This window comes from Arthrobacter sp. NicSoilB4, from assembly GCF_019977335.1.
Lineage (GTDB): Bacteria > Actinomycetota > Actinomycetes > Actinomycetales > Micrococcaceae > Arthrobacter.
In genome coordinates this window covers 299,499-313,723 of sequence record NZ_AP024653.1, presented here as the reverse complement: position 1 = coordinate 313,723, position 14,225 = coordinate 299,499, and the positions used below count along the sequence as shown (strand labels likewise).

General features: G+C 69.3%; 10 protein-coding genes. 7 read left to right on the top strand and 3 right to left on the bottom strand.

From position 1 onward, the window contains the following. Positions 1-187 precede the first annotated feature (187 nt). From LDO13_RS01500 to LDO13_RS01475, 6 genes are all read left to right on the top strand, one after another. Positions 188-1,039, top strand: a complete 852-nt coding sequence (locus LDO13_RS01500) for a hypothetical protein (protein ID WP_224048331.1) — start codon at positions 188-190, stop codon at positions 1,037-1,039. Further along, positions 1,036-1,449, top strand: coding sequence for a phage holin family protein (locus tag LDO13_RS01495; RefSeq protein ID WP_224048330.1), 414 nt, complete (start codon positions 1,036-1,038; stop codon positions 1,447-1,449). Before LDO13_RS01500 ends, LDO13_RS01495 begins: the two co-directional genes overlap by 4 nt. An 18-nt stretch (positions 1,450-1,467) precedes the next feature. Further along, positions 1,468-2,055 (top strand): DUF3618 domain-containing protein, encoded by a 588-nt coding sequence (locus LDO13_RS01490; protein ID WP_224048329.1) that lies wholly within the window; start codon positions 1,468-1,470, stop codon positions 2,053-2,055. Between the two features lie 85 nt (positions 2,056-2,140). Further along, positions 2,141-3,313, top strand: a complete 1,173-nt coding sequence (locus LDO13_RS01485; RefSeq protein WP_224048328.1) for a YihY/virulence factor BrkB family protein — start codon at positions 2,141-2,143, stop codon at positions 3,311-3,313. Positions 3,314-3,386: 73 nt separating this feature from the next. Then, the gene (locus tag LDO13_RS01480; RefSeq protein WP_224048327.1) at positions 3,387-4,295 is read left to right on the top strand and encodes a universal stress protein; all 909 of its coding nucleotides are present in this window, start codon (positions 3,387-3,389) and stop codon (positions 4,293-4,295) included. 95 nt (positions 4,296-4,390) lie between these two features. After that, positions 4,391-5,365, top strand: coding sequence for a zinc-dependent alcohol dehydrogenase family protein (locus LDO13_RS01475; RefSeq protein ID WP_263422139.1), 975 nt, complete (start codon positions 4,391-4,393; stop codon positions 5,363-5,365). Between the two features lie 39 nt (positions 5,366-5,404). Here LDO13_RS01475 and LDO13_RS01470 read toward each other — a convergent pair whose 3' ends face one another. Beyond that, entirely contained in the window at positions 5,405-8,578 is a 3,174-nt protein-coding gene (locus tag LDO13_RS01470; protein ID WP_224048325.1) for an HAD-IA family hydrolase, read from the bottom strand. Positions 8,579-8,662: 84 nt separating this feature from the next. Beyond that, the gene (locus LDO13_RS01465) at positions 8,663-9,601 is read right to left on the bottom strand and encodes a polysaccharide deacetylase family protein (protein WP_224048324.1); all 939 of its coding nucleotides are present in this window, start codon (positions 9,599-9,601) and stop codon (positions 8,663-8,665) included. Between the two features lie 269 nt (positions 9,602-9,870). Between LDO13_RS01465 and LDO13_RS01460 the strand changes: the two genes are divergently transcribed. Beyond that, the gene (locus LDO13_RS01460) at positions 9,871-11,856 is read left to right on the top strand and encodes a heavy metal translocating P-type ATPase (RefSeq protein WP_224048323.1); all 1,986 of its coding nucleotides are present in this window, start codon (positions 9,871-9,873) and stop codon (positions 11,854-11,856) included. Here LDO13_RS01460 and ppsA read toward each other — a convergent pair. Then, positions 11,804-14,194, bottom strand: a complete 2,391-nt coding sequence (gene ppsA / locus LDO13_RS01455) for a phosphoenolpyruvate synthase (RefSeq protein ID WP_224048322.1) — start codon at positions 14,192-14,194, stop codon at positions 11,804-11,806. The genes LDO13_RS01460 and ppsA overlap by 53 nt on opposite strands. Positions 14,195-14,225 lie beyond the last annotated feature (31 nt).

Sequence of the window (14,225 nt, the reverse complement as noted above, 5' to 3'; positions counted from 1 at the left end):
TCATGTTTCAAGCCTAGTTCACCAGCCGCGGCGTCATTCGCCGCCCCGGGCGACGAGCCATCGTCCATCCGGCATCCCCAAAGAATTAAACCAAGGGTACTTACTATTTATTAGTAACCATGCTTACTATTTAAGTTCCAGTTAGTGCTGGTTCGTGATCAGCAGCCGATCTTGAAAGAGAGCGAAGATGACAGAGAACCAATGGCCCCAGGACGGTAGCTACCGCACCCCCACGGCCACCCAGCAGACTCCCCTCCGGCCCGAAACCACGTTTCCGCCGGTTTCAAACGGCAGCACTTCAGGCACCTCCGCCGTCGATGGCGGATCCCGGACCGACGCCGCCAAGGACGAGGCCGCGGAGCTGAAGCGCCAGGCTGCCGATTCCGCCCAGACCGTGGCAGAAACGGCCAAAACGGAGGCGGCCAACGTGGCCGCCGAGGTTAAGACCAACGCCCGGGATCTCCTGCACCAGGCAAAGTCGGACCTGACCGACCAGGCCGGCGCGCAGCAGCAAAAGGTTGCCGCAGGGCTGCGCTCGGTTTCCACTGAATTGCACAGCATGGCATCCGCTTCCGACCAGCCCGGTGTGGCCACCGACCTCGTGCGCCAGGCCGCCGAGCGCTCCTCCGCCGTGGCGTCCTGGCTCGATGGCCGCGATCCGGGTTCGCTGCTGACTGAGGTGAAGTCCTTTGCCCGCCAGCGGCCCGGCAACTTCCTGCTGCTCGCGGCCGGCGCGGGCGTACTGGCCGGACGGCTCAGCCGCAGCCTGAGCGCCGGAGCGCCGGAAACAACCGCAACCGCCACCGGCGCTGCCACCACCCCTGCCACCCGGGTCCCCGACACCGGGACGGCCGTTCCGCCGCCGCCCGTGCAGATGCCCGCCCCCGAAACCACGACGGCGGGCTTCGCGGACACTTACCCGCCCAGTCCGCTCGACGACGGCGCCGGGCAGGACCGCTGGGCCTCCGAGCCTGTGGCGTCTGATCCGCTCCAGGATGACGCCTTCCGCGATGACCCCTTTGACGGTGGTCGTCGATGACCAGCGAAATGCCCCACACTGCAGCGCATGCGAAGGCCGAGACGTCGTCCCTGGGCGATCTCCTGGGCGACGTAACCCGGGACATGTCCACTTTGATGCGGCAGGAAGTCGAGCTGGCCAAGGTCGAACTCAAGCAGTCCGCGACCCGCGCCGGCAAGGGCGCCGGGATGCTGGCGGGCGCCGGCGTCGCGGGCCACTTTGTCCTCTTGTTCCTGTCCCTGGCGCTCTGGTGGGCGCTCGGGACCCTCATGGGGCTCGGCTGGTCCGCCGTCGTCCTCGCCGTCATTTGGGGAATTGTCGCCGCAGTCCTGGCCGCCAGCGGCCGCAAGGAGCTCAACGCGATCAAGGGCATGCCCCAGACGGCCGCCACGCTTCAGGAAATCCCGCCCACGCTCAAGCCCACCACCTAAGTACAGCGAGGAAACACGATGAGTGAAAACCCGGATGTCATCCGAGCAGATATTGAAGCAACCCGCGCGCGGCTGGGCACGAACGTCGATGCCGTGGCGGACAAGGTCACCCCGTCCCACATCGTCCAGCGGCAAACCGACAGAGTCAAAGAAAACGTCAGGGACGCCGTGTTTGGAGCGAAGGAGAACGTCATGGGAGCTGCCGACCGCACCGCCGGCACCGCCGGAGCGCACCTCAGCGACGCCGGGGCTGCGATCGGGGATGCCCCCACGCAGGTCAAGACCAAAACCCAGGGAAATCCGCTGGCCGCTGGCCTGATTGCGTTCGGAGCCGGCCTGCTGGTCTCGTCCCTGATCCCGGCCAGCACTAAGGAACGTGAGGCGGCGGATGCCCTGAAGACCGCGGCCGAACCGCTCACCACGGAACTGACCGAGGCCGCGAAGCATGTGGCCGAGGGGCTCAAGGAACCGGCGCAGGAAGCCATGGAGAACGTCAAGGCAACTGCGGCCGACGCCACCGAGCACGTCAAAGCCGAGGGCCAGGGCGCAGTGGCGGACGTCAAGGACCGCACTGCCGAGGCCAAGGACAACGTCCAGCAGCGCTAGTCCCGTTTGGACCCGGCCGGCCGCCCTGCGCACACGCGCCCGGGCGGCCGGCCGGTGTGCTTAAACCGATGAAAGAAGATCTCCGATGGCCCACAACCCTGCCAAGGCAGACAATGACTCCATGCCCGACGCCGAAACCCGGGAGAGCAGCACCGCCAAGGCCCGCACGGCGCCGGCACCGGACGACTCCCGCAAGCCGGGCAGCCCCACAGACGTCACCAAGCCCTCGTGGAAGTACATTGCCAAGAAGACGCTGCGCGAGTTCACGAAGGACCAGTGCCCGGACCTCGCAGCGGCCCTGACCTACTACTCCGTCCTTTCCATTTTTCCGGCGTTACTGGCCCTGGTGTCTCTGCTGGGCATCTTTGGGCAGGCCGAGAAGACCACCTCCGCGCTCCTGGAGATCGTGGCCGGTTTCGCGCCCGCCGACACGGTCGACGCCATCCGCCAGCCGGTCGAGCAGCTCAGCAGCAGCTCCGCCGCCGGACTGACGCTGGTACTCGGAATCCTCACCGCCCTCTGGTCCGCCTCAGGTTATGTCGGGGCGTTTGGCCGGGCCATGAACCGGGTCTACGAGATCGACGAGGGCCGGCCGTTCATCAAGCTTCGGGGCACCATGCTCGCCGTCACCATTGCCACCGTGCTGATCGTCCTCGTGCTGTCAGCCATGCTCGTCCTCAGCGGTCCGGTGGCGGAGTCCGTCGGCAACGCGATCGGCCTGGGCGGAGCCTTCCTGACGGCGTGGAACATCCTCAAGTGGCCGGTCATCCTGTTGCTCGTGATCCTCGCGATTGCCATCCTCTACTACGCCACCCCGAACGTGAAGCAGCCCAAGTTCCGCTGGATGAGCCTGGGATCCGCCATCGCCCTGGTGATCTTCCTGCTGGCTTCCCTGGCCTTCGGCTTCTATGTGGCCAACTTCAACAGCTACGACAAGACCTACGGCGCGATCGGCGGCGTCATCGTCTCGCTGCTGTGGCTCTGGATCCTCAACATGTCGCTCCTGTTCGGGGCGGAATTCGACGCCGAGATGGAGCGGGGCCGCCAGCTCCAGGCCGGCATCGCAGCCGAGGAGACCATCCAGTTGCCACCCCGCGATACGAAGCAGAGCGACAAGCTGCAGGCGCGGGAGGAGGAAGACATCCACCGCGGCCGCGAACTGCGCGAACGAAGCAGTGCTGCCGAAGCAGGGGCCGCTTCCGATGCCGGGCACAACCCCGGCACGGAACCGGGCAACCCGCGGGACCAAAGCCCCTAGCCCTTTCCGGCCCCACGCGTTCTACTGGGGCAAAGTGCCGCCCGGGGGCGGACACTGCTGACCGGGAGGACGAATGACGGCACCCGCCGCTGGGCACCACCGCACCACGGTGGCAGTGGGCTATGACGGGTCGGAGGCCGCGAAGGAGGCCGTCCGGTGGACCGCGCAGTATGCCGCCGCCGCAGATTACAAGATCAGGGTGATCCATGCCTGGGTGTGGCCAATGTTCACCAAGAAGCTCGGTCCGGTCCGGGGCGTGGAGGGCAGCGGGCTGCGGCACGCCGCCGAGGCGACCCTCGCTGAGGGCGTTGACGTGGCACGTACCGCCCTCGCCGCTGCCCGGACCGCCGCCCGGGCCCCCGCCGCGGCGGACAGTACCGAAACCGCACACGACGTCGAAGGCCTCATGGAAACAGGGCTCCCGGCCCCAGTGCTGCGCGATGGGGCCGGTGACGCCCGCCTCCTCGTGATCAGCAGCCGCGGACTCGGCGCAGTGCTGGGGCATGTTGCCGGATCGGTCTGCCTCGAGCTGGCCGGGTCCTCCCCGTGTCCCTTGATGGTCATCCGCCACATGCGCAGCCCCGGCCAGGCCGCTGGCCCCGTCGTCGTCGGCGTCGACGGGACGTCCCGGAGCTCCGCCGCGCTGGCCGGCGCCGCCCGGCTGGCGGCCCTGCTCGGGGCAACCTTGCAGGTGGTCCACATCGACCAGACCCGCGGCAAGGCACGCGAAGGGCACGGCAGGCATGCCAGGCACGGCCAGGAACTACTGGACCATGCCCTCGAGGACGCCAGGAAGCTTGCACCGGAGCTGTCGATCTCGGGCGTCCTGCGGGAAGGCCACGCGGCCTCCAAGGAGCTGCTCGCGGCCGCCGGCGACGCCGAAGTCCTGGTGATCGGAACCCATAACCGCGAGGGCGGCCCGGGCAACACGGTCACGGCCGTCCTGAACAAGGCGAGGTGCAATGTCCTGATCACGCGCTGACCCGCTCCACCGGACCACCGCCTTCAGAGGGGAGCTGGAGGTTCTAGCAGAGGAGGAAGCCCGTGCGAGCCTGGCGGGTAGGACAGCCAGGGCCGATGAGAAGCGGCCCGCTCGTGGCGGATGAGTGCCCCGATCCCCGGGCGGGCCCCGGGGAGGTGCTGGTACGGGTCCGGGCGTGCGGAGTGTGCCGCACGGACCTGCACCTGGCCGAAGGTGACCTCGCCCCGCGGCATCCCGGCGTCATTCCCGGCCACGAGGTCGTCGGCGAGGTCATCGCGTGCGGGCCCCGCGCCACGAGGTTCTCGCCCGGCGACCGGGTCGGCTTGGCCTGGCTCGGCGGGACCTGCGGCTCCTGCCGCTTCTGCCTGCGCGGAGAAGAGAACCTCTGCCTCTCCCCCGTGTTCACGGGCTGGGACCGCGACGGCGGCTACGCGGAACTGATCACAGTGGCCGAGAACTTCGCCTACCGGCTCCCGTCGGGGTTTTCGGACGAGGAGGCGGCGCCCCTGCTGTGCTCGGGGATCATCGGCTACCGGGCGCTCTGCCGCGCCGAACTGCCCATCGGTGGCCGGCTGGGGATCTACGGCTTCGGCGGATCCGCACATCTGGCGGCGCAGATCGCCCTTTACCGGGGCGCCCGCGTGTACGTGATGACGCGGTCTGCGGAAGCGCGCAGCCTGGCCCTTGAGCTGGGCGCGACTTTTGCCGGCGGCGCCGATGAGCAGCCGCCGGATCCGCTGGATTCCGCCATCCTCTTCGCTCCGGCCGGCAGCCTGGTTCCGGCGGCCCTGCGTGCCCTGGACCGGGGCGGCACCCTCGCCGTGGCCGGTATCCACCTGAGTGACATTCCGCCGCTGCATTACGACACGGATTTGTTCCAGGAACGCCAGCTGCGCAGCGTTACGGCCAACACCCGGGCCGACGGCGAGGAGTTCTTCCGCATCGCCGCGGAGATCCCGCTGCGCCCCACCACGGTTTCCTATCCGTTCTCCGCCGCGGACCAGGCTCTGCTGGACCTGGCGGAGGACAGGATCACGGGTGCGGCCGTGCTGCGGATGGACTCCCCGTAACCGCCACTCCCCTTAACCGGCACGTGCGCGGCTGCCGGGTCAGCCCTCCTGGAGCAGGAATTCGTGTTCCTGGCCAGCCCGGAGCAGCACCCGCCGGGTACCCACCCGCACCAGCACCGGGGCGGCGTCGCCGGGAGCCGCGGCCACCCTCAGCCGGTCGCGCTCCAGATGGATGGTGAGCAGCTGGTCCCGGTAGCGGACATGGAAGTCCACGCGGCTGAGTTCGGCGGGCAGCCGGGGCGCGAAGTCGAGGGCGTCGCGCGTGATCCGGAGCCCGGCGAAACTGCGCTGGACGACGTCGATTGTCCCGGCCATGGCACCCAGATGGATGCCGGACCTGGTGGTCCCGCCCTGGGTGTCATCCAAGTCCGCGTCCAGGGCTTCCCGGAACGTCGCCCATGCCTTCTCGGGGTCCCGGTGGGCCAGCACCGAGGCATGGGCCACCCGGCTGAGCGTGGATCCGTGAGCCGTCCTGGCCAGATAGAAGTCCACCGTGGCGGCCATCTGCGCAGGAGTGACGCTGTAGCCCATCCTGGCGAGGAACTGGACCAGCTGTTCCTCGCCCAGGACGTACAGCAGCATCAGGACGTCGGCCTGTTTGGCCAGCCGGTAATGGTTGGTACTGTCCCCCTCCGCTTCCAGGATCAGGTCCAGCCGCTCGATGAGCCCGTAGGTGCGGCGGTAGTGCTTCCAGTCAAGTTCCCGGAGCCGGACATAGCCGTCGAACTGGCTGATGACGCCGTCGTCGTGGAACGGGACGAACATGCGTCGGCTGAGGTGCTCCCAGGCCTCGATCTCCGCGGCGGTGATCAGAAGCCTGGCGCGCAGTTCCTCCATGTCGAAGCCCTGCACAGAATGCATGATCCAGACGGCCTGGTCGAACACCCAGGCGGCCATCACGTTGGTATACGCGTTGTCGTTCAGTCCGCCGCCCGGGCTGCCGGGATGCCCGGTGTGGTATTCGTCCGGGCCCATGACGCCCCGGAGGTGGAAGCGGTCTTCGGCGGGGTCGAAGTCCGCCATCGCCGCGAACAGGCGTGCGACGTCGACGATGATTTCCGCGCCGTGCCCGGTCAGCCAGCCGCGGTCTTGGGTAGCCTCGAAGTACTGCCAGGCGTTGTAGGCGACGGCGAGGCCAACATGGCGCTGGAGCCGGGAATAGTCCTGCATCCAGTGCCCGGACAGCCGGTTGAACAGCAGCTTCGGCGTCTGTTCGGTGCCGTCCGCGCCGCTTTGCCACGGGAACAGCGCACCCTTGAGCCCTGCCGCTCGGGCCGCGTCGCGCGCCGCGCCGAGCCGCCGCCACCGGTAGTCGATCAGCTCCCGTGCGAGGGACGGCAGCCGGGAGTTCAGCAGCGGGAGGACGAAGAGTTCGTCCCAGAAGACGTGTCCGCGGTAGCCCTCGCCGTGCAGCCCGCGGGCCGGAACGCCGGCGTCGAGTTCTGCGGTGTGCGTGGTGAGCGTCTGCAGCAGGTGGAAGACGTGCAGGTTGAGGATGAGCTGCGCCTGCGAGCTCGCGTCGAACTCGATGACGAAGGGCTGGAGCAGGACCGCCCACGCGGCCTCGTGCTCGGCCTGCAGGGCGGCGAAACTGCCCGCGGAACGGGCCAGAGCGGCGCGGGCGGCCGTCGATGGCGAGGCGATGGCGTGGTCGCGGGACGAGGCGACGGCAACGGTTTTCAGCACCGTCAGCGGCTCCCCCTCGGCGAGGTCAACATCGAAGCGGTGGGTGTACAGCCCGCCCAGCTGTTCCGGAACCCCGGCACCGGCCGGTCCGGCGGCCCCCGAGACCTCCGTCCGGAGCGCGAGGGCGATCCCGATCCCGCTGGTGACGGTCCGGACTTCCACGGTGAGGCCTGCGGCGCCCGGGCCGGGCTCCGCGGCGGTGACTTTGACGGAGCCCAGATGCCGGCTGGACAGTTCCGCGTCCTCGGGCACATTGGAGTTGGTGACGTCCGTGTCGCAGCCGCTGCGTACGCTGATGGCCCCGCTCCAGCCGACCGCCGTGACGACCGTTTCCAGCGCTGCGAGGTTTGGTGTGGCCATGGACACGAGGCGGCGCTGCAGCAGCTGGAGCCGCCGGCCGGCGTCGTCCTCCAGGAGCGCTTCCCGGGTCAGCACCGAGTGCTTCAGGTCCAGGGTGCGCCGCTCGCTGCGGAGCGAGAGTCCGCCCTCGGACCACCACGCGCCGTCGCCGACCCGGAGGTCCAGCGGCAGCCAGTCGGGGATGTTGACCATGTGCTCGTCGAGCGTTTCCTGGCCCATAACAACGCTGGGCAGGCTGTTGTAGACGCCGGCAAGGTAGGTCCCGGGATAGTGCAGGGCCCCGGCGCGGTGCTCGGGCGCGGCGCCGCGGGTGGCCAGATAGCCGTTGCCCAGGGTGGTGAGCGCCTCGCGGTGGCCTTCGTGCGCGGGGTCAAAGCCCTCGTAGACCAGCAGCCACGGGTGGGTGATGACGAGGCCGATGTCCAGCTGGCTGACGTCCTCGACGACGACGTCGGCGCCCGCTTCCTCCAGCGGTTCCCGGCGCCCGTCCCGGTCGATGCCGACGACCAGCCCGAAGCCGCCGCGCCGGCCAGCTTCCACCCCGGCGACCGAATCCTCGATGACCATGGCCCGGGCGGGCGGGATCTGGAGCCGTCGCACCGCTTCCAGCTGCAGCGCGGGGGCCGGCTTGCCCCCGACGTCGCGGTCCAGGGCCGTCTGCCCATCGATGATGTGGTCGAAGACGTCCGCGAGCCCCGCGGCAGCCAGCAGCGTGCCCGCGCCCCGGGCGCAAGTGGCCAGCACCACGGGGATCCGGCCCGCTTTCAGCCTGCCGAGCAGGTCCACGGTTCCCGGGAAGGCCCGGACGGGGTTGTTGCCGAGCATCTTGCCGAACAGTTCGTTCTGGCGTGCCGCGAGCCCGAAAGCTGTCCACTGCCCGGAACCGTCCGCGGGTGAGCCTTCGGGGATGGTGCCGGAGCGGGAGCCGAGGAAGGTGGCCACCGCGTCCTCCCAGGTCCGGCCGGCCACCAGGTCCCGGAAGTCGTCGGCGCTGAACGGGTCCCGGCGGGTGCCGGCGGGAAGCCGCGGATCCTGGAGGACGTCGTCGAAGAGCTGCTTCCAGGCAGCCGCGCGGAGCTCCGCGGTGTCCGTGACCACTCCGTCGAGGTCGAAGATCACGGCATCAACAGGCGCCAGGGCGGCGGCAAGGGTGGGCGACTCCGTCATGCCACAGTCGTATCAGTCATCCGGTCACCGCGGCAGTGGCGTCCTGCCGAACCGCACTGCGTCCCCGGGCTTCCCTCGCGGCCATCAGCCCAGCACCGCGTCGAGCGTGGTGAACGCGTAGCCGGCCTTCCGGATCCGGTCGATCATCCCCGGCAGGGCGTCGGCGTCGAGGGTGGTCCCGTCGTCGGGGTTGGAGCCGATGTGCATAAGCACGATCTCCCCGGGCTGCAGCCCGGCAAGGGCGCGGTCCGCCACGATCTGTGCCGTGATCCCTCCGCTGCTGCCCTTCCAGCCCAGAGTGTCCACGCTCCAGCGGACGGGCAGATAGCCGTGGGCGTTGACCGTGGCGATGGTCCGGGCGTCGCGATCGCCAAGGGGGAAGCGGAACAGCGGACGGGGGTCTCCGCCGGCGGCCCGGATTGCTTGTTCGGCTCCCGACAGTTGCTGCCCGATCGCGGCGTCGGTGAGCCTGGTGAAACCCGGGTGGGTCATGGAATGGTTGCCCAGCCGGTGTCCGCCCGCCACGATCGCGGCGACTCCGGCCGGGTTGGCGGCGGCCCAGTTGCCGGTGAGGAAGAAGGTACCGCGGACGCCCGTGGCGGCCAGGGTCTGCAGGATACTTGGCAGCCCGGCCGAGTTGGCGCCGGCGTCGAACGTCAGCGCAACCACCGCCCCGGCCCCTGGAATCACTTCAAGGTCGCGGCCGGCGAGCGCGGCGGGAAAGGGTGCGGGCGCTGGCGGCGGTTCGGGAGGTGGCGGCGCGGGCGCGGCCGGAACGGTATTGCTGGCCGGAGGCCCCGGTGGGCTCGCCGGCGGTGAACTGGCTGCCGGACTCGCCGTCCCGTCGGCGGGCGGCGTCGGACTTACCGGCGGGCTGGCAGTGGCCGGCGGCGGCGACGTCGGGGCCGCTGAGGGCGGAACGGAGGAGAAGACCACCGCCAGGACCGCCGCGGCGGCCAGCAGGAGCACTGCAGCCGCGGCCGCGACCCAGCGGCGCCGCCCGCCCCGGAAGATCGCCCACATGCTTTACTGTCGCGCCACCGGCCGCAGCCGGGCAAGGGCTGAAGTGCCCGGGACAGGCCAAGCGTCCCAAGCAACGCGGGGTCACTTGTCGCCCATGTTGGCCCCTCGAATGGGCGCGATCTGACCCCGCGTTGGACTGGTTCTGCGGTGGCCGGGGTGCCGGCGCCGCGTAACGTGCACCCGCACGGCCTTCCACGGGAGGGGTCCGCAGTAGGATGCAACTAGTGGAAGAGGCATGTAGATAGCGCGAATGCTAAGGCAGGATATCCGTGAAACTCTTGCTCCGGTATCCGCTGGTTGCGGGCACGATAGCTGCCCTGCTCGCGGTGCTTGTACTGTTGCTGTCCGGGCAGCCGCTGGTCGCCCAGGTCGCGGCCAGCGTCTATGCCCTGGCCGTGGCGGTCTACCTGGCCGTCGGCATGGTCCGCCGGCTGATGGGCGGCCAGTGGGGCATCGACATCCTGGCGGTCACTGCGATCGTCAGCACGGTCCTGGTGGGCGAGTACATCGCCTCCATGATCATTGTCCTGATGATGGCCGGCGGGACAGCCCTCGAGGACTACGCCGCCGGCCGGGCCAAGAAGGAACTGACCTCCCTGCTGGAGCGCGTCCCGCAGACGGCCCACCGGGAACGCAACGGAAACTCCGCCCCCGGACTTGACGCGGCCGGCACCGACGACGGCGGCACCCACGCAGGCGGCCAGCACGAGGATATCGCCGCCACCGACGTCCAGGTCGGTGACATCCTGCTGGTCAGGCCGGGTGAAGTTGTGCCGCTGGACGGCATCCTGCTCTCGGAATCCGGCACGTTCGACGAATCCTCACTCACCGGCGAAAGCCTGCCCGTGGAGCGGGTCGCCGGCGACGCCCTGATGAGCGGTTCCCTCAACGGCGAGGCCGCGGTCCGGATGCAGGTGTCGGCCCTGATGGAGGATTCCCAGTACAGCCGCATCGTGGCCCTGGTCAAGGAAGCATCGGAGAGCAAGGCACCCATGGTGCGGCTGGCTGACCGGTATGCCGTACCGTTCACGGCCCTCGCCTACGCCCTCGGCGCCGTCGGCTGGATCATCAGCGGGGACCCCGCCCGGTTCGCCGAAGTGCTGGTGGTCGCCACTCCCTGCCCGCTGCTGATCGCCGCGCCCGTGGCGTTCCTCGGCGGGATGAGCCGCGCCGCGCATTCCGGCATCATCGTCAAATACGCCGGGGTGCTGGAGCAACTGAGCCGCATCAAGACGGCCGCCTTCGATAAGACGGGCACCCTGACCTACGGCAGGCCCGCCCTGGTCGGTGTGCGGACGTCCGGGTCCCTGACCGAAGATGAGGTCCTGGGCCTGGCGGCCTCCGCCGAACAGTATTCCTCCCATGTGCTCGCCGCCTCGGTGATGGACGCGGCGGGGAACCGGGGCCTGGTCTTCGAAACTGCGACGGAGGCCACGGAATTCGCCACGCACGGCGTCCGGGCGCGCTTTGACGGCCGCGACGTGGTGGTCGGCAAGCCCAATTTTGTCGCCGAATCGGCCTCCGGCGTCGTCGAGACGGAACTGGCCAGCGGCGAACTCGCCATCTACGTGGGCGTGGGCGGGGAATTCGCCGGCGCCCTGGTGATGAGCGACCCGATCCGGCGGGAAGCCCGGCGCACGCTGACCGAACTGCAGTCGATGGGCGTCACCCGGACGGTCATGCTGACCGGCGATGCGCTCGCCACCGCCGAGCACATCGCGGACGAGGCGGGACTGACCGATGTCCGGGCCGAGTGCCTGCCGCCGGACAAGGTCGAAGCAGTCCGGTCCCTGCCCCTGCGCCCCGTCCTGATGGTCGGCGACGGCGTCAACGACGCCCCGGTCCTGGCGGTCGCCGACGTCGGAATCGCGATGGGCGCCCGCGGCTCGACGGCGGCGGGCGAGTCCGCCGACGTCGTGATCATCCTCGATGACCTGTCCAAGGTGGCGTCCGCCGTGCGGATTGGCCAGCGCACCGTGAAGGTGGCGCTGCAGAGCATCTGGATCGGCATCGCACTGAGCGTCGCGCTGATGGTCGCGGCGGCGGCCGGCTACGTCCCGGCCATCGCCGGGGCCCTGTCCCAGGAACTGGTGGACCTGGCCACGATCCTCAATGCGCTGCGGGCCCTCAGCGCCGGCAGGACACGTGCCGGAACCAGGGGGCAGGACACCGGGGCCAAGGGGCAGAAGGCTGCCGGCGGCACTACCGGGGCGGTGGCTGCTTCTCGGCTTCCGCGATCCGCGGGACAGTCCTGAGGTAGCTGTCCGGGTTCAGCGAGATCGAGTCGATGCCCTCGCCGACCAGGAACGCCGCGAACTCCGGGTGGTTGCTGGGGCCCTGGCCGCAGATGCCGATCTTGATTCCGGCGGCGTGGGCCTCGCGGATCGCCTGGCTGATCATCGCCATCACGGCCTCGTCCCGCTCGTCGAAGAGGGCGGCCAGCTGCGCCGAGTCCCGGTCCACGCCCAGGACCAGCTGGGTGAGGTCATTGGAGCCGATCGAGAAGCCGTCGAAGCGGGTGGCGAACTTCCCGGCAAGGACCACGTTCGAAGGGATCTCGCACATCATGTAGACCTGCAGGCCGTTCCTGCCCCGGACCAGGCCGTTCTCCGCCATGACGGCCAGCACTTTTTCCGCTTCCTGCGGGGTCCGGCAGAACGGGATCATCACGATGACGTTGCCGAAGCCGAGTTTCTCCCGGACCCGTTTGAGGGCAAGGCATTCGAGGGCGAAGCCCGCGCGGTACCGCTCGTCGTAGTAGCGCGAGGCGCCGCGGAAGCCGAGCATCGGGTTCTCCTCCGGCTCCTCGAAGGCGGAGCCGCCGATCAGGTGCGCGTACTCGTTGGTCTTGAAGTCGCTGAGCCGGACGATCACGGGCCGCGGATGGTACGGGGCGGCGATTTTGCCGATGCCAAGGGCGAGGGCGTCCACGAAGTATTCCTTCGGGTCGGCGTAGCCGCTGGTGAGGGCACGGAGCTGTTCGGCGTCCTGCGGGTCGGTGACCCGTTCGGGGTGGACCAGCGCCATCGGGTGGACCCGGATCAGGCTGCTGATGATGAATTCCATCCGGGCGAGTCCGACGCCGTCGGCGGGCAGCCGCCACCACTGGAAGGCGGCCGCGGGGCTGGCGATGTTCACCATGACCTTGGTGCGTGTCTCCGGCAGTTCGCCGAGGTCCACCTCCTCGGTCTCGTAGGCCAGCAGGCCCCGGTACACGCGGCCCTCATCGCCCTCGGCGCAGGAGATGGTCACGGCCCGGTCTTCGGCCAGGACGGCGGTGGCGTTGCCGGTGCCTACAACGGCGGGGACCCCAAGTTCGCGGCTCACGATCGCCGCGTGGCTTGTGGGTCCGCCGCGGTCGGTCACGATGCCGGCCGCCCGCTTCATGATCGGAACCCAGTCCGGGTCGGTCATTTCGGTGACCAGGATGGCGCCGTCGCGGAAGTTTTCGATGTCCGCCGCGCTCCTGATCACACAGGCCGTGCCCTGCGCGATGGAGTCGCCGATCGCGGAGCCGCGCGCCAGCACGGTGCCGTGTTCCAGCAGGTGGTGGAGGGTGAACCGGGAGCCGGATTTCTGCGACTGGACCGTCTCCGGCCGGGCCTGGACCATAAACAGTTCCCCGGTCACGCCGTCCCGGGCCCACTCCATGTCCATCGGGCGGGCGTAGTGCTCCTCGACGCTCACGGCCCACCGCGCCAGCGCGAGGATCTCGGCGTCGTCCAGCACAAACGCGCGGCGTTCCGCTTCCGAGGTGTCCACCATCTTGGTCCGTGCGTGGCCGCCCCGGCTGTAGACCATCTTCCGGTCCTTGGAGCCCAGGGTCTTCTCGATGATCGGAGTGAGTCCCGGCTCGGCCAGCAGCGGTTTGAACACGAGGTATTTGTCCGGATTGATGGTGCCCTGGACAACGGTTTCGCCCAGTCCCCAGGCGGCGCTGACCACGGCCACGCGGGGGAAGCCGGAATCGGTGTCGATGGAGAACATCACCCCGGAGGCGCCGACGTCGGAACGCACCATCCGCTGCACCCCGATCGAGAGCGCGACGTCCAGGTGGTCAAAGCCCTTGACCTCTCGATAGCTGATGGCCCGGTCGGTAAACAGCGAGGCGTAACAGCGGCGGCAGGCGTCCAGGAGCTCCCGTTCCCCGGCGATGTTCAGGAAAGTTTCCTGCTGGCCGGCGAAGCTCGCGTCGGGCAGGTCCTCGGCGGTGGCGCTGCTGCGGACCGCGACCGAGAGGCGGTCCTGGCCGGCCCGCTCCCCCAGTTCCCGGTAGTGGGACCGGATGGACCCTGCGATGTCCGCCGGGAACTCACTGTCCAGGAACAGCTCCCGGATGGCTTCCCCGGTGGCGCGCAGCGTCATTTCACCCGAGCGGTAGGACCGGATCCGCGAGCGCATCTCGTGCTCGATCCCGTTGGCCTCGAGGAACCGGCGGTAGGCGTCCGCGGTGGTGGCGAAGCCGTCCGGCACCCGCACACCCTTGGCTTTCAGGGACTGGATGAGTTCGCCGAGGGAAGCGTTCTTGCCGCCCACCTGCGGGACATCACGCAAACCGATCTCTTCGAACCAGAGCACCGGGGAGTCAGCCATGCACCCATCCTGTGGCGGCGGGCTGTCCGCG

Coding starts and splice junctions, on each gene's coding strand:
- LDO13_RS01465 (WP_224048324.1), bottom strand. CDS start 9,601: ATGTGGGCGATCTTCCGGGGCGGGCGGCGCCGCTGGGTCGCGGCCGCG.
- LDO13_RS01485 (WP_224048328.1), top strand. CDS start 2,141: ATGGCCCACAACCCTGCCAAGGCAGACAATGACTCCATGCCCGACGCC.
- LDO13_RS01500 (WP_224048331.1), top strand. CDS start 188: ATGACAGAGAACCAATGGCCCCAGGACGGTAGCTACCGCACCCCCACG.
- LDO13_RS01495 (WP_224048330.1), top strand. CDS start 1,036: ATGACCAGCGAAATGCCCCACACTGCAGCGCATGCGAAGGCCGAGACG.
- LDO13_RS01490 (WP_224048329.1), top strand. CDS start 1,468: ATGAGTGAAAACCCGGATGTCATCCGAGCAGATATTGAAGCAACCCGC.
- ppsA (WP_224048322.1), bottom strand. CDS start 14,194: ATGGCTGACTCCCCGGTGCTCTGGTTCGAAGAGATCGGTTTGCGTGAT.
- LDO13_RS01475 (WP_263422139.1), top strand. CDS start 4,391: ATGAGAAGCGGCCCGCTCGTGGCGGATGAGTGCCCCGATCCCCGGGCG.
- LDO13_RS01470 (WP_224048325.1), bottom strand. CDS start 8,578: ATGACGGAGTCGCCCACCCTTGCCGCCGCCCTGGCGCCTGTTGATGCC.
- LDO13_RS01480 (WP_224048327.1), top strand. CDS start 3,387: ATGACGGCACCCGCCGCTGGGCACCACCGCACCACGGTGGCAGTGGGC.